The following is a 20106-nucleotide window of genomic DNA, read 5'->3' on the forward strand; positions in this document are numbered from 1 at the left end:
ACCGGGGCCCTTTAACCTCGGGCCCTTCAGGACGAACAGCGGACCCCAAGATCCTAGGAGGACGATCCCATGAGAGCTCTGGTGATCACCGCGTCCAACCGGGCCGCCGCCGGGACGTACGAGGACACCTCGGGGAAGCTGCTGGCCGAGCTGCTCGCGGCGGCCGGGTGCGACGTGGACGGCCCGAGGGTGGTCCCCGACGGCGATCCGGTCGAGGCGGCGCTGCGGTCCGGGGTCGCCGAGGGGTACGACGTGATCGTCACCACCGGCGGCACCGGCCTGACCCCGGCGGACCTCACCCCGGAGATGACCCGGCGGGTGATCGACAGGGAGGTCCCCGGCATCGCCGAGGCCATCCGCCACGTCAACCGCGACAGGGTGCCCACCTCGATCCTGTCCCGCGGGCTCGCCGGGCAGGCCGGCGGCACGTTGATCGTCAATCTGCCGGGCTCCTCGGGAGGCGTACGCGACGGTATGGGCGTGCTGTCTCCCGTCCTCAGGCACGCCGTGGACCAGATCCGGGGAGGAGATCACCCCCGCTGATCCGCCTGCCCGGCTTCCATGGCACGGCGGGCCCTGTTGGGGGGATGATGGAGGGCGTGGATCGACTTCGTGGCTGGCCGGTGACCCTGACGGAAGGCCCGGTAGGACTTCGGCCGCTGCGGCTGCGAGACGTACGCGTCTGGCGGGAGTCGCGGCTGCGCAACGCGAACTGGCTCCGCCCCTGGGAGCCGAGCAACCCCGAGACGCCTCTCTTCAAGACCGGCCTCGGTCCCTACATCTCCATGGCCGGAACCCTCCGCAGGGAGGCCAGACAGGGTCTCGCGCTGCCGTGGGTCGTCACCTACGGCGGTGCCTTCGCCGGTCAGCTCACCGTGGGCGCCATCGTCTGGGGCTCCGCAAGGTCGGCCCAGATCGGCTACTGGGTGGACGGCGCGCTGGCCGGTCGCGGGATCACCCCCACCGCGGTCGCCATGGCCGTCGACCACTGCTTCTTCACCACCGGGCTGCACCGCGTCGAAGCCAATATCCGCCCGGAGAATCACGCAAGCCGCAGAGTGGTTGAAAAGCTTGGTTTCCGGGAAGAGGGCATCAGACGCAGGCATCTGCACATCGACGGTGCCTGGCGCGACCACATCTGTTACGCGCTCACGGTCGAAGACGCACCGAGGGGGTTGCTTGTGCGGTGGCGGCGGGCCCGTGAGGCGGCCGCTCACGGCGGCACTCCGCATGAAGAGGTTTGAAGATCTCGCGACACACCGCATCGAATGCTCGTCAAATAGTGACACGCGGTCTTACGGTGCGTGACATGAGCAGATTGAGGACGCCGGGAGACCACCCGTGTCCTTATGCTGCTCTTCATGCTGCCCGGAGGTGGCCGTGAGCAGCGGTGTCGTTCTCTATCTGGCCATTGTCGTCATGTGGCTGTGCGTGCTCGTGCCCATGTGGCTGCACCGCGATCGCAACACCTTCGCCGAGCCCCACAAGGACGCGGAGTCGTACGCCTACGACGAGCGGGCGATCGACGAGGACTCCGCCGAGACCCTCGCCGAGCCCCTGCCGGTCTCCTCCGCCGACCCGTCCCCGTCGTCTCCTTTGTCCTCGTCTTCGCCGGGAGATGACGTCCCGTTCGGTGCCGAGGAGGCCTCGCCCGGCGCCCGGACCACGTCCGGAGCCGGGACCGACGCCCCACCCGCCCGGCCCCCGGCAGGGAAGCCCGCGACCGGCAGGGCCGCGTCCGAGCGCCGCCGCGCGGAACTCCGTCGCCGGGCCACCCAGGTGGCCAAGCGCAGGCGCCTGACGCTCTGGTGCGTGCTGCTCCTGCTCGCCTCCGTGGTGACGGCCGCCGTTCAGGTCATCCCCTGGTGGGGCGTGGCGCCCTCAGTGGTGCTCCTGGGCGGCTACATGTCCATTCTCAGGGTCACGGTCCAGATCGACGCCGAGCGGCGTAGAGCCGTCGCCCAGGCTCGCGCGGAACGTGCCAAGCGCGCCCGCCGCCGCGCCGCCCTCCTGGAGGCCCAGCGCCCCGTGGCAGAGATCATCGACCTGGCCGCGCACCGCGACGAGATCTTCGACCAGTACGCGGAGACCCCCCGCCGCGCGGTCGGCGACTGACCCGCGCCCCGAATGGCGCGAGCGCCCCCGGAAGTTTGCTAATCTAGTCCACGTCTTGGGGATGTAGCGCAGTCCGGTAGCGCACTTCGTTCGCATCGAAGGGGTCAGGGGTTCGAATCCCCTCATCTCCACCAGGGGCCGTTCTTGGGTTAGCTCAGGAACGGTTGACGAGATCCCGTCCGATCGACTGATCGGGCGGGATTTCATCGTTTCCAAGGCTCTGTGGCCGCTGGGTGGGCTGATTTCGGCTCACGCGGGGCCCTGGCGGAGGGCGCTGGTGGTGGTGGACCGCTGTGAGCGCGTGTGGGACCGGCCGGTGGGCGTGCGAAACCCAGCGGTCGTCGTGATGTTGTGCGGTTGGTGGCGGGGCGGATCACTCGCGTGGTGGTGGTCTGCTGTCTGCCTTGGGCGGGGCGGGGCGGGGTCGTGCTCGTCAGGCGTTGGCGTGTACTGAGGTGCGGGCTGCTCGGTGCGGTCGTGGGTTTGCCGCCAGCTGAGCAGGATGTGCTGGTTGGCCAGGCAGACCATGAGCGCGGTCAGCAGCGTTTGGGCCACGCGGCCGTGCGCGAGCCGGTTCATCGGGTCGCCGATATCGATGTGGTGGCCCTTGATCCTGCCGTTGACGCCTTCGGTGTTGGCTCGGATGCTCTTGTAGGCGTCCTGCCAGGTGGAGGTGAGGTAGCGCCGGTCCTGGCGGAGTTTGTCTTTGGTGCCGAGGTCGTCGGGGCGCAGCGTGATGGTCGACTTCTGGCAGATGCGTGGCAGCTCAGCCAGGGGAAGGGGCCGTTTTCTCTCGTTGTCGGGCAGTTGGATCGTGGGTTTGGCGGCCATGTGGGCGGCGCGTTGGCGGGCGTTGGTCAGATCCACCGCCGCGGGAGAGGCGGGCGGGGTAGGGCGGGTGCGGTTGAGGCGCGGGCAGGTCACCGAGGGGGAAGGACCCGCGGCCGGACATTGCAGTCGTATTCGTCCTTGGGCGTCGGCGCTCTGTTTGAGCTTGAGCCAGTAGGGCTCGCGCGCTGCGATCAGCTCGTTCAGTTGCTCGGGTGGGGTGCGGACGGTCTTGTCGTCCAGGTTTTTGGTGGCGTGGATCAGCGGCGTGGGCATCAGCGGGCAGGCGAGGTTCCCGTCGATGAGCAGGGCGCCGTGCGCGCTGCCCTGCAGACCGCGCTGGTCTTGTTTGTAGTCGAGTACCAAGTGATATCCGAGGGCGCGGGCTGGGCGAGCGAAGTGCTCGGTGGTCTGGTCGGTGTAGGCGCGGTCGACGGCGAGGGCGCCGACGGGCAGGCCGAGTGGGGCGAAGCCATGCAAAGTGGTGATCGCGTTTTGGCCGACGCGTTTGTGTGGGGTGTCGATGACCAGGCCGAGCACGAGTTGCGGGTAGGTGCCCAGGGTGCTGCGGGTTCGGGTGGCGGTGGAGAGGGTGGCGCTGTAGCAGAAGGTGGGCCGGTCGTTGCCGGCGCTGTGGTGCCAGCCTGCGGTGATCTCGGTCGAGGCCAGACCTCTGTTGGCACGAGGTGGTTTGGCCCAGGTAGGCATGGCGGTGGCGTCGATGCCGACGCGACCTTGGTAGTACTTGAAGTAGCGGCGACCTTTGTCCTGGACGACGGGGGCGAGGATCAGGTTCGTGACGATGGTTTCTCACCGCGGAAGTCAACGAACCGCCCCAGCTGACCGTGGACCTCGTCACGTACGAGGTCAGGTCGGCGACCTGCTCACGGTTGCGATCCCGGACAGGACCAGAGACGCGCTCATCGCGCTCGGCTGGACACCGCCAGCTGAGCCCGCCTCCGGCAGCTACCCGCGCTGATCGGTACGGAGCACATTCTCTCCACCTTCGAGCTGACGGTATGAGAGCTAAAGTCGCAGGTGGCGAGCACGCTCTTGCTTGTGTTGGGCTTCACGAGTTCCAGATCGAGGTCTCACGTCGAGGACACAATGAACTAGCCAAGATCATCTCGATGATGCTGGTGAGCTGCAGAGATGATGCTCGCAATGAGAGAGCACAAGTGAGCTGAAATTTCAGGGCCCAGGGTTGAATTGCCGCTTGGCGATGCACGTGAGACGCTTTTTGTTCCATATCTTCTTAAGAGGCATTCCTCTTAAGAAGAGGTGTGTCCAAATGCCGGTGCTGCCGGTTCCCTTGCCGCGCGGGTTCACCCGTGTCGCTGCATTGCTGGTCCTCCTTGTGGTCGTGGTGATCCTCGGACCTGCACTGCTCATCTGGTCTCTTCTTCCCTCTGACCGGGTGTTCCTCCTGCTGAACACCTTGCGGGACTGGTGCGTGGAGATCCTCAGATCCAACCCTGATGAAGAAAGCAAGCCGTCACCCTCAGGACAGTCCTCCTGAGTGCGTTCGATGCAGATAGGTCATTGCGCCATGCCTTACATCTCTACGGCCATGTCCACTCGCCGTCATTGAGCACGCCGTCATCGATCCTGACGGCGTGTTTCTTGAACTGGCCTACGCCGCCAGGATTTCCGTCACCGTGGTCACCCGCGCAGGCGTGACAGCGGGCATCGTACGGACCACCTCCTCACCGCGCATGAAGCGGCGGAGGCCGCCTCCGTCTTCGATGCGGTGGCCCGCACCGTCTCGGTTTTTCCCAGGGTGACCTGGATGTAGTACGGGGTCGTTTTGCGCCTTTCGACTAGGTGATCCTTACTCCTTCATGATCCCAAACCGTGACGCAATCGCGCATGGTGGGCGCTGGTGGTGAGGCCATGTCGGCTCGAATGACAAAAGGCGGCTGGCGGTTGAGTCAGCAGAGCTCGACCTCGATATCGTGCTCGGAGAAGATCTCCAGGAGGTCGTCCAGTTCGACGTTCGGTCTCCAATACCGCAGGTTGCGGCTGGACCGGTCATAGCCAGGACCGAGATGCCGGCGGGCCACGTCGGAGTGGTGCCAGACCAGCCGGAACGGGCTGGCGGCACCCCATCCGCCGCTGAGGCAGTCGTGGAGGGCGTCGAGGTTCCAGCCGAAGTAGCCGCCGGGACCGTTGATCGCCTCGCCGATGGCGCAGTAGAAGGCGTCGATGTCGGTGACGAAACGGCCGTCGAGGTGATAGGTCGTTCCAGCCGGTTTGTCAGGCAGGCCCTGAAGACGGTGACTTGCTGCCAAGCCGGGCCATTCGTGCCGCAGCAGCCGGTCGTAGCATGCCCACAGATTTGGCTCAACCGGGCCGCCGTCGTACCACATCTGGAAGATTTCGCGGGTGCCACTCGGCAGTGGTTCCTCCATCCCGCCGTTGAGGGCGATGTCCAGCAGGCCGTCGCCCGACCTCGACGGGCAGACCGAGACGACGGTGGCCGACAGCACCCCGGCCCCTCCGGCGATGCGTCCGTCGCGTTGGACGGCCACGACGGACGCTGTGATCCTGCGTCCCTCGACAACCCCTGACAGTGGTGCTTCGGGACGGAAGCCGATCAGCGTCACCGGCCGGACGGGCGTAGTGGGGCGCTTGCGGAAGACTCCGGCGACATCCAGGCACTCGCCGAGCTTCTCGTTATTGAGGGCAGCCAGGCGGAACCCCGTCACGTCGGGCTTCTCCTCTGGCAATCCCCATTCCGGAAGCAGCCGGATGTATCCGCGTAAGTCGAGGTCCACCAGGCCTGCTCGCGCCGCCGACGGGCGTTGGTCGACCACGGTGACGTCGATGAGCTCTTCATCGCACGTGCACCCATGCTCATGCTGTCGGCACTTGGCGGGCCGTTGCTGCGGCCGGTGGACGGGAACGAGGGCGATGCTGGGCAGCCACGCCCGCTCGGTCCCTGTATGCCGCAGCGCCTTCAGCAGCGGACCCGCCGGATCGCAGCCAAGCAGACTGAAGGTCTCGGGTGGGGGGACGGGCTCAGGATCCACGAAGAGCCCGTCGATGTCGTGGCACACGCCCAGCGTGACGTCCACCTCACTGGTGTACTCGTCCAGCAACAGCCACCGCGCGCCCGATGGAGCAGAAGTCGTCATCGCAACAGACCCTATGTCGCAGAACCGATGGGCACAGCTGGGCGGTACCGGCGCTTCGCCGCCACGGAGGAGTCAGCGAAAAGTCAGCGGACGTCTTCGGAATGGATGAGCTGCCACCGTGGCGAGGAGGCTGGTCGACAACCGGTCAGGCGGCGGGGTTGTCGAGGATGACGACGGGGGCGTCCTCCACATCCGGCAACTCGCTGTCCAGGCCCATGCCGGTATCCGCCTCGATGAAGGCGAACGCCGCTTGTCCTTGATTGCTGGGCACGTTGTCCGACAACATGATCGTTTGGGTGGGGAGGTGCAGGAAACATGGCGTTGTCGCGTACAAACAACCGTTTGAAGAGCCTCGTGGGTCCGCTAGGTGCTGTCCTCTTAACGGTCGGCCTGGGATGGGCCACGCTGTACTTCTTCTTCGGGCCCGATGTGCGGCGCGTAGACCCGGACGTGCTCTCGGAGTTACGAACCGTCGGCCGGGTTGTCGCCGAAGAGGCCATCATGGTCCACGAGTGGGAGAACGCGTACGTCGAAGTGAACGACCTTGTGATCTACTTCGACGGCGATGTGAAAGACGACATACTCGCCGCGGCCGAGCAACGGCTGAACCAGAGTGGCTGGTCCGTATCGCGCAGGGAGCCGCCTGAAATCTGGGCAGAGTCGGCCAGATGGCCTTCCGCCCTCGTTACGGTGGAGCAGTTCAAAGGGGCGCACATGAGCAGCGACCTGCGCGAGCAGGTTGCGGCCACGGGGCTGCCGATGAACAACATGGCGTACATAAGCGTCCTGCCATGAGCCTGTCAGCTCTAAGGCGTCGGTCATATCCGGCAGTGGTCACCGGGCAGGCATGCCCGAGTGGTTGCCCTGATTGTGCGCGCCGGGTCAGGATCGCTGGCGTGAGCGTCTTCTGTGAGTACTACCGGGCTGCGGATCGTGCGGCGGCGATGGTTCAGCCGGAGCGTTCCCGGGTGATTGACGATCCTGAGTACGGAGTCGCCGGGTTCGACGTCGTGGTGACCAAATGGGTCGACCCTCAGGTGATCCTGGGCCAGCTGGTGGCGTTCGTCGGCGATGTCGACTTCTTTCTCGGCCTGGTCGATGTGGTGCCCCTGTATCCCTCGTATCCCGATCCGGCTCCGCAGACCGACGAGGAGTGGGATGCCCTGCCTGAGGACTCTCCCTATCTGGGTGGGGCGGCCATCGACGAGTTGCCGGTGAACGCGCGCGACATCCTCGCCGGCGCGGACGACTCATCTCTGCCCGCGGTGGCGGAACGCTGGACGAAGATCGAGGAGTTCTCTCACTACTCCTCGGACGACAGGGAATACCTGCTGTCCCTGGTCAAGGATCTTGTCGGGCTGGCCCGCCGCGCGAAGGAACACGACCAACTGCTCTACTGCTGGATGTTCGTCTGACCGAGGTGGTCACCGAAGGAGTCTGGCCTCCAGAACGGAGACCTCCGCCTTTGTGACAGGGACGACCAGGTACTCGCCCTGAGCACATCGATACGGCGAGATCACGGAATCGTCTACAGCGAGAGATCAAAGCACAGCCGAGCTCACTCCATTAGGCGTTTCTTAGCGGGAAGCGATCTTCTTGGACGCGGGAAGCGATTTTCATAACCTCTCTCGCGCCCCAGGTCAGACCTACTCGTGAACGCCCCACCAAGGTCAAGGGCCATCTCTGATGATTAGAGGCGGCCCTTTGGTCTTCTGAGGGGCCCTCTGTCGTTCGAGGTCATCACTTACGATGCTGTTCTGTCAGCGCGTGAGCGAGACCGAGCAGATGTGGCAGGCGCAGGGTCCGGCCGCCGCTTCCGGGGAGCGGGACGTGGAGAGGCTCTGTCCAGCGGGTCGGGATCGCAGTCAGCCCGTAGACGGCTCCGGCCAGGCCGCCGGTGACCGCGGCGACGGTGTCGGTGTCGCCGCCCAGGTCGAGCGCGGCGCGGATCGCGTCCTCGTAGCTTCGGGTGGTGCGCAGGGCCCAAATGGCGGAGCCGAGGCAGGGCCAGACGGCGCCGTTGAACTCGGTGGCTTGCTCGGGATGCCAGTCCGGGGCCAGTATGACGGCGTATCGCTCGCGGTGGCCGGGATGGACGGCGGAGAGGACCTGCGGAACCTTCTCCAGGGGGTCTATGCCGCTCAGGGCGAGGCGCACCAGGTCGTGAAAGATCGCTGTGCCTTCCCAGGCCGCGGGGTCGCCGTGGGTGAGAGCGGCGATGCGGTGGGCGGCGTCCATGGTGGCCTGTCGTCCGTCAGGGGCGAAGTAGACCGCGGAGAGGGTGGCCCGCATCAGTGAGCCGTTTCCGGCGGCGCGGTGGCTGCTGCGGTAGTGAGCAGTGGCAGCCTGGTCCCAGGGCAGGCCGCGGGTGAGAACGTCCTCGGTCTGCAGTCCGATGTCCTTGGGGTCGTCGGCCGCCCAGCGTTGGAAGCGGGTGAAGATGTCGGGCAGGTCCAAGCCGCCGCACTCCAGCAGGGACTCGGCCACGTGAACGGCCATCTGGGTGTCGTCGGTGGCCTCTCCGGCGTCCCAGCCGCCGCCCCCGCACATCTCCCCTCCGGCACCGGGTGTCGGGAAGCGGGCGGAGAACGCGCCTGCCGGACCGAACTCGAAAGGGGCGCCCAGCGCGTCGCCCACCGCCGAACCGACGACTGCCCCGGCGACGCGCTCCATATGATCCACAACGGCAGGCTACCGAGCCGTCGTGGAGTGGAAGCTTCGTGACCGACAGATAGAACCGGCCCGTGAAGGGCTGATGAAAATCAGCGGACCCGCTGACACGGGGGCATGGCCGAGATCATCGGATGGCATCGGCGCGGCACCTGACGGTACAGGATGGCATCCGGCGGGCAGGCCCGGCACGCCTCGCCAGGGCTCGCATCGAAGGGGTCAGGGGTTCGAATCCCCTCATCTCCACCAGGTCAGAGGCCACTTCCGAGAGATCGGGAGTGGCCTTCTGTGTTCCTGAGTGACCAACTGAGTGACTATCCCTCATGGGGTGGCTGCGGCCTCCCAGCCGTCGTACTCACCGTGGTGGCGAGCGGCCAGGTCGTCGAACAGGTTGCCCGTCTCCCGCACGAAGTCGGGTGAGATCACCGCGTTCGCCTCACAGGTCACCGGCCAGCTGTCCGGATACTGCGGGGAGGGCTTCCCGACCTCGGGACGCAGACCGTGGCCGGCGGCGTTGGCTTCCTTGGCGATGCTCTGGGCGGCATCGAGGGTCGGGGCATACAGGTGGAAGATCACGTGACGAGGCTGCTCAAGATCAGCCCCTGCCTTGATGAGCTGATGCATGACCATCAGGTCCTTGTACTTGACCCCGAGCTCTGGTGACCGCTCTTCCAGATCGACGTGCTCATGCTTCTTTCTCCGGAACGGCCACATGCGACATCCTTCGTAATCTTGTTCGGATCGGTGATCATAGTCAGTCCGCGAAAAGCTGGTCCATTGCTTCGGCACCTTCCAGGAGCATCGGGCGGAGCTGCTTGCGGTAGACGGTCTCGGTGACTGAGGTGTTGCGGTGACCGACCAGGCGGGAGATGTTCTCCAGCGGGACGCCGGAGTCCGACAGCAGCGAGACGAAGCTGTGCCGCATCTCCCGGGGTGTCCACTCCTTCTCATTCAGGCCGGCCTTCTTGAGCACGGCCCGAGACGAGCGGCGGACGTTGTGGGAGTCGAGTTCGGTGCCGACCTTGGAGGCGAAGACGAGGCCGTTGTCCTGCCAGCCGTTACCGGCCGCCCGCTTGGCCACGTCCTGACGCTCACGGTGGAGCTTGAGGGCGTCCACGCAGCGCTTCGGCATGGCCAGCGTGCGCCGGGACTTGCGGGTCTTGGTGTCGCCGCCCTCTCGGACCGAGTGCCAGACCATGATGGAGGGCGGAGTGCCGTCGAGGTCGACATGTGACCAGGCGAGCGCTCGCAGTTCTTCCGTACGGGCCCCGAGCAGCAGCGAGAGGACGATGTAGGCGTGCAGCGCCGTCCCCTCGGACGCTTTGAGCACAGCTTCCGCTTGGTCGAGGGTGAGTGACTCGGACGGACGTCCTTCCTTTCCCCTGGGGATCTCGCAGAGCAGCGCGACGTTCCGCTTCACCTTGTCGCGGGCCTGTGCGCGAGAGATGGACCGGACGAGGATCGAGCGCAGCTCGCGGAGGGTCCGTGTGCTCAGCTCCTTCGCCTTGTCGGCCAGCCAGCGGTCAATGTCATCCGCTGTGAGGTCGACGAGCTTCCGCGCGCCCAGGCCAGGGATGATGTGCTTGTTCGCGAGGATCGAGCACTTGTCCACCGTCGAGGCCTCTCGGCCACTGAGCCCGAACTCCAGCCAGTTCCGTACGGCGTCGGCCACGGTGTAGCCGGTCGAAGAGACCAGGAGCCCGTCCTCGTAGTCGCGGATGATCTCTTTAAGCTGTTTCATGGCCGCAGTCTTGGTCTTCCCGCTGTCCTTCTTCACGATTCGCTTGCCCGCTGGGGTGTAGTCGACCGTCACCGACGCGATCCAGCGTTGCCGCGCCTCGTCCCAGTGCAGTCCGCCGTCCCCACGGCTACGTCGTTCGGTCAGTACGAAGCGATCTACTACCGTCACCAACAAGCCGCGGTCACCGCGGCAGAAACCAAGTAGTCGAGTCTCCACGAAACCCAGCGCGGTTCGTCCGGATCATGTGGCACGCCCTGGCGGTGACACCAGATCGCCAGCCGGGCGGTGGTGTGCGGACCCTGCGCCTGCTGTGGGAGGGCGATCAGTCCACCGCCCGCTCGTCAAACCGGCCAAGGTGATCTGCTGATCATGGCGTTCCCCGAGAAGGGGGACAAGCCGCCCAAGCGGTGAGCACGTCGCAGGCCTGCTCCGGCTTGGCCACCCGCTTGCCGATCAGGTGGGTCAGGACGACGGCGAGCCCCCGCCCGGGGACACGAGCGTCCCGGAGAGGACCGTGCCCGCCCGCGGGCCGCCCGGCTCCGGCAGCCACCCGACCAGGCAGGAGGTGAAGCTCGCCCAGGCCGGAGCATCTGACGGTCAGCGAGCGGGACGCGCGCGGCTTCGAGGCGTGCTTCGATCCGCCGTGCGGGGACGGTGAGGAGTGAGTTCCTCCGGCAGCGACCCCAGCAGGGTGAGGGCGTCGGCGCTCGGCGAGCCCGGCTCGGCGCGGTAGACGACGAGCAGCTGCCGGTCGGCGTCGGTGACGGCGAACTTCTCGTAGTGCAGTTCGACGTCGCCGACGATCGGGTTGCGCAGGCGATGCACACCACCGCCCGGAAGCGGCTTGGCGTCGTGGCGCGACCAGAGCCGTCGGAACAGGTCGCTCTTCACCGACAGTTCGCCGACCAGGTCGGTCAAGCGCGGGTCGTTGACGTCCGGACCGGCCATCACCCGCAGGGCGGCGACCAGGCTGCCGACCCGGTTCCGCCAGCCGGGCAGAGACTCCTGCGCGGTGGGGTCGAGCAGCACCGAGCGAAGAATGTTGCTGCCCGGGGTGAAGGCCGGTGACAGAGCCACGGCGAGACGGTTGGCCGCCAGGATGTCCTGGAACGGCCCCTGGACGTAGGCGGGGGTGTTGTGCCAGGCATCAAGCAGAGGTTGCACGCCTGGCCGGACCCGCGCCGGCCGTCGCCGCCGAGGCTCCTGCGGGGTGCCGAGCGCGTGCAGGTGCGCGGTGGCGTCCTCGTCGAGGCTGAGCGCGCGGGCGATCGCATCGAGCACCTGGGGCGAGGGGCGCCGGTCGCGGCCCTGCTCGAGCCGCGTGTAGTACTCGGTGCTGATCCCGGCGAGCATGGCCAGTTCGTCCCGTCGCAGCCCCGGTACGCGCCGATGACCATTGTCGGGCAGCCCGACATTCTCGGGCCGGATCAGCTCGCGCCGGGCCCGCAGGTATTCGCCGATCAGGTTCACACTCTCGACCATAGGCGGGTGGGAGTCCCTTCTGGGTAGCCCTGGTAGCACCCCTCTCACCAGGGGAATGGCTGATTTGTCGGGATTGGGAGCACGCTACCGGCATGACTTCACGAACCTGGCTCATCACCGGCGCGAACAGCGGTTTCGGTCGGCATCTCAGCGAGCAACTCCTGTCCCGCGGCGATCGCGTCGTCGGCACCTTCCGCGCTGCGGGCAGCGTCGAGGACCTGTCGGCCCGCTGGCCGGACGGCTTCCGCGCGGCCCACCTCGACGTCACCGACCCGGCCGAGATCACCGCGGTGGTCGACGAGGCCTGGGCCGCCCTGGCCCGGATCGACGTTGTGGTCAGCAATGCCGGGTACGGCCTGATGGGCGCGGCCGAAGAGCTGACCGACGAGCAGACGACGCACCAGATCGCGACCAACTTGACCGGTTCGATCCGGCTGATCCGGGCCGCGCTGCCGCACCTGCGACGGCAGGGCGGCGGCCGGATCCTGCAACTGTCCTCGGTGGGCGGCCAGGCCGCGTGGCCGGGCGGGTCCCTTTACCATGCCACGAAGTGGGGCATCGAAGGTTTCGCGGATGCGCTGGCGGGCGAGGTGGCCCCGTTCGGCATCGGCGTCACCATCGTCGAACCGGGCAGCGCCCGCACCAACTTCCGCTACGGCGGTTCGGTGCTGGCCGAGCGCATCGAGGCCTACGACGGCACGCCCGTCGCGGGAATCCGCCGCATCCTCACCGAACGTACGATCCACGGCATAGGCGACCCGGCCCTGATGGCCGCCGCGATGATCGCCAGCGTCGACCAGCACCCGGCACCCCGCCGCCTGGTCCTGGGCAGCGATGCCTACCAGGCCATCGAAAACGCACTGAACACCCGGCTGGCCGATGTCCGCACCCAGCGCGAGTCGGCGGAGGCGACGGACGTCCCGCTGGAGGGCGTGACCACAGGCGGTCCGGCCGACCTGGACGCTGAGAAACGCGACATGTAGGTGCGGGCCGTGCGACCAGATGGATGCCCAGGACCGAGACCGACGCACAACGCCCGTACTTTCGGCTGAGCAGGATGTGCTGGTCGGCCAGGCGGACCATGAGCGCCATCAGCGGCGTTTGGGCCACTCTTCATGATCGATTGTAGAGTGAGTCCCCCAAGCCCCAGGAAGCGTCCCGTGTTACGTCGTCACCGTTCAGACCTGCCCGCCCTGCTCGTCACCGGTCTGTACGGTGCCGCGCTGACGGTCGCCGCTGTCGTCGCCCTGATCTCCGGCGACCTCGGCCCGTTGTGGTGGTTGACGTTGTTCGCGACCGTGCCCGAGGGCGTCGCGGCGACGGGGCTGAACCTGCTCCTCCTGGTCCTGGCCGGGGTGTCCTGGGCGTGGGGGATCTGGCAGATCCTGCGCGGGCCGTCGGCGGGGCCGCAGCCCCAGCAGGACCGGGACACCCTGCGGTTGCGCGTGGCGCTCTACGCTGCAACGGCTACGACGTGGCTGCTCTACGTCACCGCGTCGTGGATCTGGGCGGATACGACGGTGATCGACTCTGCGGTGATGTGGGTGGTCGTGCCGCTGTTCATGCGGGTGCTGGGCGGCGACCGGCCGTACGTGCGGGGTGCTGGGGTGCTGGGGTACGGCGGTTTCACCGTCATCGGCGTGCTCGACCTCGTCGGCTGGTCCGTCCCTGATACGGCGGAGTCGATCTGTGGCCTGGCCGGCCTGGCCTGGACGGTGCTGGTCCTGCGGGCTCAAGGGCACGACGACCGCTGGGGGACGGCGACCGTCGCACACGGTGTCGCCGCCCTGCTGTCGCCGATCTTTCTGGTGCCGGCGTCATTGCCGTTCCGGGAGGAAAGCGCTGTCGAGGCTCTCGGTGTGGTCTTGAGCGTCCTGATGATGATCTGGCTGGCCCGCTCCGCCCACGACCTCGCCGCCCCGCGCCACCAACCGGCCGCCCAGACCGCGTTGGGGGCATGAGCCGGCGAGCAGCCGCGGTGGTTGTGGGCGCCGATGGTGTGGTCCCGGTCCCGGCGATGCCGGGCACCGGTTCGGTATTGGTCATCAGCTCATACCGGTGACGCGCATGGTGATGTTGATCCGGCCCGTCGTGAGCCCGCACTCCGGGGGAGCGGTCGCCGGATACACCTTCGTGATGCCGTGGAAGGCGAGTCGCGAAGGCCCGCCGAAGACGAACAGATCACCAGACACGAGGTGGACATCCTCGTACGGCATCCCGCGGGTTTCGACGTTGCCGAATCGGAACCGGCACGTATCGCCGATCGACAGGGACACGACAGGGGCGGGGGAGAGCTCGTCCTTGTCTTGGTGCATGCCCATGCGGGCGTTCTCGTCGTAGTAGTTCACGAGCGCGGTGTCGGGGGTGTAGTCGTCGCCGGCGTGCGGGTCGCCGGTCGCGGCGATCAGGGCCTTCCGGCCGAGGCGCACCATCCAGTCCGGGAAGCCGAGCACCTGGTTGCCGTTCACGTCGGTGGCGTGGCGGGTGTATTCGTAGGGCTGCCAGTGCCAGCCGAGACAGACCGTACGCACGGACATCTCGTGACCGCGCACCTTCGCCGCGCGTATGGGGACCGGGCCGGCGACCCACCGGTGGAACTGGCCGACGATCCAGCGCTGTTGCTCAAGAGTCAGCCATCGCGGGACCAGGTACGCGCCGGGCGACAGCTCACGGCTGGGCCGGTCGAGAAAGTCGTCGGTGAACAGCGTGGTCATGTCCACTCCTTCGGGGGAAATGCGGTTCTAAGCCCTGGTGAGCCAGGTGACCTGAGCGCCGTTGTCGAAGGACTCGCGCCGGGTGGGGGTGAAGAGGGTGGGGCGGAACTGTCCGGAGAACATGGGGATGCCCGTGCCCGCCACCACGGGGTAGCTCTTGAGGATGATCTCGTCGATCTCCGTGAGCAGGGAGGCGGCGAGCTTGCCGCCGCCGCAGAGGTAGATGTCCATGCCGGTGTCCTCGGCCTTCAGCCGCCGGATGAGCTCGATCGGGTCGCCCGTCTCGACCCGCACCGTCGGGTCGTCGATCGTCAGCGTGCTGGAGACGACGTACTGGCGCAGGTGGGAGTACGGGCTGGTGGTGGGGACGTCCAGGGCCGGCTCGTAGGTGCCGCGGCCCATCACCAGCGTGTCGAAGACCTTGTTGGGCACGCCCTTGAGGCCGGCAAGCTCGCGGATATGGGTGGGGAGCGTCTCGGGATAGCGGCTGTTGATCCAAGCGGCCATCTGGTCCGACACGGGGTAGAAGTCGAACTCGGTGTCAGGGCCCGCGATGTAGCCGTCAAGTGAGACGCCGATGTAGTAGACAAGCTTCCGCATACTGCTCAACTCCCGGCGTAGTACTATGTCTGGAGTGCTTTGAATATAGTACTACGAGTGGAGTGGTATTTGGTGCGGAGAAATCCGGAGCGGCGGCAGGCGCTGATCGACGCGGCCATCGAGGTGCTGGCCAGAGAGGGAGCGCGGGGGCTGACCTTCCGGGCCGTCGATGCGGAGGCGGCCGTGCCCCCGGGCACGGCGTCCAACTACTTCGCCAACCGCGACGACCTGTTCACCCAGGTCGGCGGACGCATTTACGAGAGGTTGCTGCCCGACGAGGCCACGATCGCCCGCGGCAGGGAGGGCGTGCAGGACGAAACCCGCTACGCCGAGCTCATGCACGAACTGGTTGATCGGGTCTCCGCCTTCAACTCCGGCTACCTGGCCCTGCTCGAGCTCCGGCTGGAGTCCGCTCGGCGTCCTGAGCTGCGCGCCGTGCTGACCAAGCGCATCCGCGAGGACATCGACGCCAACATCGGCCACCACGCCGCCTCGGGGCTGCCCGGCGACTCGACCTCGGTGGTTCTCCTATACCTCACTCTGAACTGGCTCATCGTGGAGCGGCTGACACTGCCCGACATCTTCACCGAGCAGGAGATCCACGAACTAGTGGAAACCGCCGTGCGAAGATCGCTGAATGCCTGACGCGTAAGGCCGCCGGACAGTTCTGGGAAACGACCACCCCTCGCGCGGGAAGCGATCTTTGAACGGTTCTGTTCCGCCAGGCCATCCGTTCTCGTGAACACCCCACCAGGGGCCGTTCTTGAAACGGCTGGGCTGAGGTTGACGGGATCCCGTCTGATCATCGCGATCAGGCGGGATCTTGTCGTTTCGGGGGTTTCTGCATCGGGTTCGTCCTGGTTTGGGAGCCGCGAAGCAGGTGCCCGGGAAGGTCCGGGTGCTGATGGAGGTCGGAGTTCGCGTCGCTGGGCATGGCGATGCCGACTCCGGGCCGGGTGTTGCGACAAGGAGCACGACCAACTGCTCTACTGCTGGATGTTCGTCTGAGCGAGGTGGTCACCGAAAGAGCCCGGCTTCAATGGAGACCTGCGAGAGGGGCGACCGCGTCCTCGCCCTGAGCACGTCGATACGGCGAGACCGTCGATACAGCGAGACCACGCAGCCGTCCACAGCGAGAGACCAGAGCACAGCCGAGCTCGTTCCATCAGGCGCTCTCAGCGGGAAACGATCTTCGCAATTCCTCTCGCGTCCCAGGTCAGCCCTACTTGTGAAGACCCCACTACCGGGAGGCGGCCCACCCCTCAAAGCCGGTACGCACTACCTGCCCCGCCGTCCCCACCGGCGTCGCGGGCTTCGCCGCTGACATCGCCCGGCCGGTCCAGCGACTCGCGGAACGCGATCACAACATCGTCCACTGGTCCGAACTGGCCCGCGGCGGCCACTTCGCCGCAACGGAACAATCCGGCCTGTTCACCGCAGACGTCCATACATTCTTCCGGTGTTTCCGCTGACATCTCCAGCGGTCAGCGTCGAGCATCGCCTGGCGCCAACGGGCTGGTGACCTCGGCGATCGCCTCCGGCGAGCGGTTGGAAATACTTGCGGACGTTCTCGGGCTTCTTGTGTCTCGACTTCACCATGAGCATGGGCAGGCTGGCCCCGGCCTCGCCGAGGTGGGTGAGGCCGGAGTGCCGGTATTCGTGCAGGTCCCAGCCCGTACCGGGCATGCCGCCTACGGCCGTTTGCGCGTCGAGTACCGCGTGGCGCGAGGATCTTGCCGGGGTCGGGCTTTCCGTGGGTGACGAACACCGGCCTACGGGCCTCGGCCCTGCCGGTCGGGTCAGCCGGCGTCCGCGGGCGGCCCCGTCGCCGCGAGTCCGGCGGCGAACGTCGTGAGCATGGCGTCGAGACGAGGTGCGATGTCAGCGGTGGCATGACCCCAACTCGGCTCCTCTTCGTACAACTTCGCAAGTGTGGGAGTGGGGTTGGCGACCTGCCAGAAGCCTGCCGCCAAGAATCCCGCCACGGACAGCAGGCTGACGATCTGTTCTGTCGTGAGGGTGCTCGCCTGCTTCACCGCGGCGGCGATGTCGTTACGTGCCGCGGTCGCGTTGATCTTGTACTGGCGGGCATGGTCGACACCGACGTCACCTTCCAGGTGCAGCACGGTGTGCGTCAGCAGGTCGCAGAACACCGGCAGCGACGTCAGGGTCCTGCTGATCACGACCGCCACTTCGGTGTGCGTCAGGCCGGTGCGGCCGGCGATCTCCTTTTTCACGGCGTCGCGCCACTGGCCCCATCCGCGTTCCGCCAGTTCGAGGAGCAGTTGCTCTTTGCTGGCGTAGTAACGCCTCACTCCGGTGCGGTGGAGGCCTGCCTGCTCCGTGACGGCCGCCAGCGTCACATGCCGGACACCGCCGAGTCTCAGGGCGACCGCTTCCGCCATCTGTAACAGATCCTCCGCGCGGCGCGCCTTGTTCTCGGGTGATCTAGCTCTCTGCATACCCCCAGTATAACGCACGTCGAGATGCGTTACGGTGTCGGCATGCCAACCACTTCTCGTTCCACTCGATCACCCCTGCGACGAGGGCTGTCGACCGGTCTCCCGGCCCTGGCCGCCGTCGCTGCGCTCCTCGTCCCCTCCGCGACAGCGGAGGCCGAACCCGGGCGGGCCGCGACGGCCTACGGCAGCACGACAGTCTCCGACGTGAACGTGCCGATGAGCGACGGCACGGCACTGACGGGCGACGTCATCTATCCGACGGACCCTGTCACCGGACAGCGCGCCAAGGGGAGGTTCCCCGTATTGCTCTCTCAGAATCCGTACGTCTGCGACACCACGGAGGGGAACCTGCGCGGCCTGGGACAGGGTGCCCTGGGCGATCCCGCCTACTTCGTGGAGCGCGGATACATCTACGCATCGGTCTGCGTGCGCGGCACGGGCCGCTCCGGCGGGGAGTTCGACATGTTCGGCCCCCGCGAGCGCCGTGACGGTGTCGAGCTGGTCTCATGGGCGGCTGACCGCCTGGCCGGATCCAACGGCACGGTCGGCCTGACGGGCTGCTCCTACCTGGGCACCAATCAGCTCCTCACCGCCTCGCTCCTCCCGCGCGGCTCCGCCGTGAAGGCCATGCTTCCGGCGTGCACCGGAGCGGAGACCTACCGGGAGGCGATGATCTCCGGCGGGATGCCCACCCAGACCCGTAACTACTTCGCCTATCTCGGTACACGGATGGGCCTGCGGGCGGGCGCGTACGGGGCGGAACTCGCCGCGAACGTGCAGCAGGGAGGCGACAAGGCGTACGCCGGGGAGTGGGCGAAGTACCGTACCCCCGGGGACCTGGCCGTCGGCATCGTACGGGCGGACATACCGACGCTGCTGTGGAGCGGCGACCTCGATATTTTCGCGCAAGGCTCCCAGGAGATGTACACCTACCTCCAGAACGCCTACTTCCACCGGCCCGTGCACACGAGCCCCACACCCGGACAGCGGACAACTCCCCGCTACCAGGCCTTCGTCGGCCCCGGGGGACACGGCGAAGGTCTGGACCGCACCGTGGCGCTGGACTGGTTCGACACCTGGCTCAAGGGCCGGCACACCGACCTCGGCTCCACCAAAACCCCGTTGCACCGCTACCAGCAGGGCACCGGCAACTGGGTCCACACCACCGCATTCCAGCAGGTCCGCACTTACACCCCCTACTACCTGGGCCGCGACGGCACTCTCGGCCCCGCCCGGCCGCGCTCCGCGGGCGGGGACCGGATCACCTACACCGAACCCTCCGCCGCCGACGGCCGACTCACCTACACCACGAAGCCCTTCCGCGAGGGTGCGGACCTGGCCGGTCCGATCAGCGCGCGCCTGTCGGCCAGTTCCACCGGCACGAACCTGACACTCATCGCCCGGCTGGACGACATCGCCCCCGACGGGACCGCCACGAAGATCACGTCCGGTTCACTCGTCGCGAGTCTGCGCGAGCTCGACACGGACCGGTCGTGGCGCGACACGAAGGGCGTCGTCATCCGCCCCTACGGCACGTTCACCGCAGACCGGTACGTGAGGCCGGGACGGGTGTACCCCCTGACGATCGGCCTCTCCCCCCGGGTCACCCGGCTGGCACCCGGCCACGCGCTGCGGCTGACACTCACCACCCAGACACCGAAGGCCGACTGCCTCACGGCGCTGGGAGTGGACCCCTGCTACCCCACCGACCCCCAGCAGCGGACCCTTCCAGGCACCTATACGGTCCACCACTCTCCCACCGCGCTCTCGGCGGTCAACTTGCCACTGGTCAGCAGCCCGGGCCGGGGATAGAACCGGCTGACCCGTCAGAGCGGCCGAGTCACCTGATCCACTCGGCTCTCGCCCGCCCGCGGACAGGCGCCGCGGGTTCTCATCGCGAACCCTGACGTACCGTCAGCAGATGGCGCCCCGGCCCCCGGCGGTCAACAACCCCGCGCAGGCCGGGATCACTTCTACATATGCCCACGACCGGTCGGGGCACTGCCGCGCGCTGCCTCCGCGCCGTCCGCCGACCGGGCGGTACGCGCGCCCAGAACATGACGCGGGCCCTGCTGAACCCGCACGGGTTCAGCAGGGCCCGCGTCGGCATCGCGGCCAGCCCTGGGACGGACGCCTACGGCTCGTCGACACAGGCATGTCCGGTCGATCGTGTGCGGAGCTGGACGGTGAGGGCTGCGGCGGCGGCGCTTGCCGCAATGGGTGGGCCCCACCTGGTACCGCGTGAGCCTGCTCATCGCCGTTCGACGCTGCTGCGCTTCTTGTCACGCTCTTCGCCGAAGGCCGAAAGCGGTCCACCGCGAGTCTCCTCGCACAGGCGGTCGCCCCGGCCGTCGGCC

The 20106-nt window shown here is 67.2% G+C and carries 20 protein-coding genes and 1 tRNA gene; 11 read left to right on the forward strand and 10 right to left on the reverse strand.

All coding sequences use genetic code 11. The features are described 5' to 3' along the window. Positions 1 to 69 precede the first annotated feature (69 nt). The 4 genes from ACW9TB_RS27055 (at position 70) to ACW9TB_RS27070 (ending at position 2249) form a co-directional block, all read left to right on the forward strand. Positions 70 to 543: a MogA/MoaB family molybdenum cofactor biosynthesis protein gene (locus tag ACW9TB_RS27055; protein WP_472750876.1), complete on the forward strand. Its 474-nt coding sequence runs from the start codon at positions 70 to 72 to the stop codon at positions 541 to 543. Between the two features lie 47 nt (positions 544 to 590). Beyond that, complete coding sequence (locus ACW9TB_RS27060; protein ID WP_472750877.1) at positions 591 to 1244, forward strand: GNAT family N-acetyltransferase; 654 nt, start codon at positions 591 to 593, stop codon at positions 1242 to 1244. Between the two features lie 136 nt (positions 1245 to 1380). Then, on the forward strand, positions 1381 to 2115 hold the full coding sequence (sepX, locus tag ACW9TB_RS27065) for a divisome protein SepX/GlpR (RefSeq protein ID WP_472750878.1): 735 nt from the start codon (positions 1381 to 1383) through the stop codon (positions 2113 to 2115). Positions 2116 to 2172: 57 nt separating this feature from the next. Next, positions 2173 to 2249, forward strand: a tRNA-Ala gene (locus ACW9TB_RS27070). A gap of 115 nt (positions 2250 to 2364) precedes the next feature. Here ACW9TB_RS27070 and ACW9TB_RS27075 read toward each other — a convergent pair. After that, entirely contained in the window at positions 2365 to 3651 is a 1287-nt protein-coding gene (locus ACW9TB_RS27075) for a hypothetical protein (RefSeq protein ID WP_472750879.1), read from the reverse strand. A gap of 583 nt (positions 3652 to 4234) precedes the next feature. On the opposite strand from ACW9TB_RS27075, the gene ACW9TB_RS27080 reads away from it, so the two are divergent. Then, a complete protein-coding gene (locus ACW9TB_RS27080) occupies positions 4235 to 4462 on the forward strand; it encodes a hypothetical protein (protein WP_472750880.1) in 228 nt (75 codons plus the stop codon). A 412-nt stretch (positions 4463 to 4874) separates the two neighbouring features. On the opposite strand, the gene ACW9TB_RS27085 is transcribed toward ACW9TB_RS27080, so the two are convergent. Both ACW9TB_RS27085 and ACW9TB_RS27090 read right to left on the reverse strand, forming a co-directional pair. Next, positions 4875 to 6080: a barstar family protein gene (locus tag ACW9TB_RS27085; RefSeq protein ID WP_472750881.1), complete on the reverse strand. Its 1206-nt coding sequence runs from the start codon at positions 6078 to 6080 to the stop codon at positions 4875 to 4877. 145 nt (positions 6081 to 6225) lie between these two features. After that, the gene (locus ACW9TB_RS27090; RefSeq protein ID WP_472750882.1) at positions 6226 to 6366 is read right to left on the reverse strand and encodes a hypothetical protein; all 141 of its coding nucleotides are present in this window, start codon (positions 6364 to 6366) and stop codon (positions 6226 to 6228) included. A gap of 56 nt (positions 6367 to 6422) precedes the next feature. Between ACW9TB_RS27090 and ACW9TB_RS27095 the strand changes: the two genes are divergently transcribed. Together ACW9TB_RS27095 and ACW9TB_RS27100 are read left to right on the forward strand one after the other, a co-directional pair. Beyond that, complete coding sequence (locus tag ACW9TB_RS27095; protein WP_472750883.1) at positions 6423 to 6875, forward strand: hypothetical protein; 453 nt, start codon at positions 6423 to 6425, stop codon at positions 6873 to 6875. Positions 6876 to 6976: 101 nt separating this feature from the next. Further along, on the forward strand, positions 6977 to 7495 hold the full coding sequence (locus tag ACW9TB_RS27100) for a hypothetical protein (protein ID WP_472750884.1): 519 nt from the start codon (positions 6977 to 6979) through the stop codon (positions 7493 to 7495). Between the two features lie 325 nt (positions 7496 to 7820). Here ACW9TB_RS27100 and ACW9TB_RS27105 read toward each other — a convergent pair whose 3' ends face one another. The 4 genes from ACW9TB_RS27105 to ACW9TB_RS27120 form a co-directional block, all read right to left on the reverse strand. Beyond that, a complete protein-coding gene (locus ACW9TB_RS27105; RefSeq protein WP_472750929.1) occupies positions 7821 to 8753 on the reverse strand; it encodes an ADP-ribosylglycohydrolase family protein in 933 nt (310 codons plus the stop codon). Positions 8754 to 9071: 318 nt separating this feature from the next. Further along, a complete protein-coding gene (locus ACW9TB_RS27110; RefSeq protein ID WP_472750885.1) occupies positions 9072 to 9464 on the reverse strand; it encodes a ribonuclease E inhibitor RraB in 393 nt (130 codons plus the stop codon). Between the two features lie 40 nt (positions 9465 to 9504). Then, on the reverse strand, positions 9505 to 10659 hold the full coding sequence (locus ACW9TB_RS27115; protein ID WP_472750886.1) for a site-specific integrase: 1155 nt from the start codon (positions 10657 to 10659) through the stop codon (positions 9505 to 9507). A 429-nt stretch (positions 10660 to 11088) separates the two neighbouring features. Continuing rightward, positions 11089 to 11961: a helix-turn-helix domain-containing protein gene (locus ACW9TB_RS27120; protein ID WP_472750887.1), complete on the reverse strand. Its 873-nt coding sequence runs from the start codon at positions 11959 to 11961 to the stop codon at positions 11089 to 11091. 104 nt (positions 11962 to 12065) lie between these two features. Between ACW9TB_RS27120 and ACW9TB_RS27125 the strand changes: the two genes are divergently transcribed. Both ACW9TB_RS27125 and ACW9TB_RS27130 read left to right on the forward strand, forming a co-directional pair. After that, on the forward strand, positions 12066 to 12956 hold the full coding sequence (locus ACW9TB_RS27125) for an SDR family oxidoreductase (protein WP_472750888.1): 891 nt from the start codon (positions 12066 to 12068) through the stop codon (positions 12954 to 12956). A 177-nt stretch (positions 12957 to 13133) separates the two neighbouring features. Beyond that, positions 13134 to 13934, forward strand: a complete 801-nt coding sequence (locus ACW9TB_RS27130; RefSeq protein WP_472750889.1) for a hypothetical protein — start codon at positions 13134 to 13136, stop codon at positions 13932 to 13934. Between the two features lie 84 nt (positions 13935 to 14018). On the opposite strand, the gene ACW9TB_RS27135 is transcribed toward ACW9TB_RS27130, so the two are convergent. Then, positions 14019 to 14687, reverse strand: coding sequence for an alpha-ketoglutarate-dependent dioxygenase AlkB family protein (locus tag ACW9TB_RS27135; RefSeq protein WP_472750890.1), 669 nt, complete (start codon positions 14685 to 14687; stop codon positions 14019 to 14021). Positions 14688 to 14714: 27 nt separating this feature from the next. After that, positions 14715 to 15287: a dihydrofolate reductase family protein gene (locus tag ACW9TB_RS27140; RefSeq protein WP_472750891.1), complete on the reverse strand. Its 573-nt coding sequence runs from the start codon at positions 15285 to 15287 to the stop codon at positions 14715 to 14717. A gap of 72 nt (positions 15288 to 15359) precedes the next feature. Between ACW9TB_RS27140 and ACW9TB_RS27145 the strand changes: the two genes are divergently transcribed. Then, positions 15360 to 15932 (forward strand): TetR/AcrR family transcriptional regulator, encoded by a 573-nt coding sequence (locus tag ACW9TB_RS27145; RefSeq protein WP_472750930.1) that lies wholly within the window; start codon positions 15360 to 15362, stop codon positions 15930 to 15932. 1154 nt (positions 15933 to 17086) lie between these two features. Here ACW9TB_RS27145 and ACW9TB_RS27150 read toward each other — a convergent pair. Then, positions 17087 to 17749, reverse strand: coding sequence for a TetR/AcrR family transcriptional regulator (locus ACW9TB_RS27150; RefSeq protein WP_472750892.1), 663 nt, complete (start codon positions 17747 to 17749; stop codon positions 17087 to 17089). A 42-nt stretch (positions 17750 to 17791) separates the two neighbouring features. Here ACW9TB_RS27150 and ACW9TB_RS27155 point away from each other — a divergent pair, with 42 nt between their 5' ends. Further along, positions 17792 to 19561 carry a CocE/NonD family hydrolase gene (locus tag ACW9TB_RS27155; RefSeq protein WP_472750893.1) on the forward strand — a complete coding sequence of 590 codons (1770 nt, stop codon included), beginning with the start codon at positions 17792 to 17794 and terminating at the stop codon, positions 19559 to 19561. Positions 19562 to 20106: the final 545 nt, after the last annotated feature.

It is taken from the genome of Streptosporangium sp. H13245 (genome assembly GCF_055690525.1).

Coding starts and splice junctions, on each gene's coding strand:
- ACW9TB_RS27055 (WP_472750876.1), top strand. CDS start 70: ATGAGAGCTCTGGTGATCACCGCGTCCAACCGGGCCGCCGCCGGGACG.
- ACW9TB_RS27060 (WP_472750877.1), top strand. CDS start 591: ATGGAGGGCGTGGATCGACTTCGTGGCTGGCCGGTGACCCTGACGGAA.
- ACW9TB_RS27075 (WP_472750879.1), bottom strand. CDS start 3,651: ATGCCTACCTGGGCCAAACCACCTCGTGCCAACAGAGGTCTGGCCTCG.
- ACW9TB_RS27080 (WP_472750880.1), top strand. CDS start 4,235: ATGCCGGTGCTGCCGGTTCCCTTGCCGCGCGGGTTCACCCGTGTCGCT.
- ACW9TB_RS27085 (WP_472750881.1), bottom strand. CDS start 6,080: ATGACGACTTCTGCTCCATCGGGCGCGCGGTGGCTGTTGCTGGACGAG.
- ACW9TB_RS27090 (WP_472750882.1), bottom strand. CDS start 6,366: ATGTTGTCGGACAACGTGCCCAGCAATCAAGGACAAGCGGCGTTCGCC.
- ACW9TB_RS27105 (WP_472750929.1), bottom strand. CDS start 8,753: ATGGAGCGCGTCGCCGGGGCAGTCGTCGGTTCGGCGGTGGGCGACGCG.
- ACW9TB_RS27110 (WP_472750885.1), bottom strand. CDS start 9,464: ATGTGGCCGTTCCGGAGAAAGAAGCATGAGCACGTCGATCTGGAAGAG.
- ACW9TB_RS27125 (WP_472750888.1), top strand. CDS start 12,066: ATGACTTCACGAACCTGGCTCATCACCGGCGCGAACAGCGGTTTCGGT.
- ACW9TB_RS27135 (WP_472750890.1), bottom strand. CDS start 14,687: ATGACCACGCTGTTCACCGACGACTTTCTCGACCGGCCCAGCCGTGAG.
- ACW9TB_RS27140 (WP_472750891.1), bottom strand. CDS start 15,287: ATGCGGAAGCTTGTCTACTACATCGGCGTCTCACTTGACGGCTACATC.
- ACW9TB_RS27150 (WP_472750892.1), bottom strand. CDS start 17,749: ATGCAGAGAGCTAGATCACCCGAGAACAAGGCGCGCCGCGCGGAGGAT.
- ACW9TB_RS27155 (WP_472750893.1), top strand. CDS start 17,792: ATGCCAACCACTTCTCGTTCCACTCGATCACCCCTGCGACGAGGGCTG.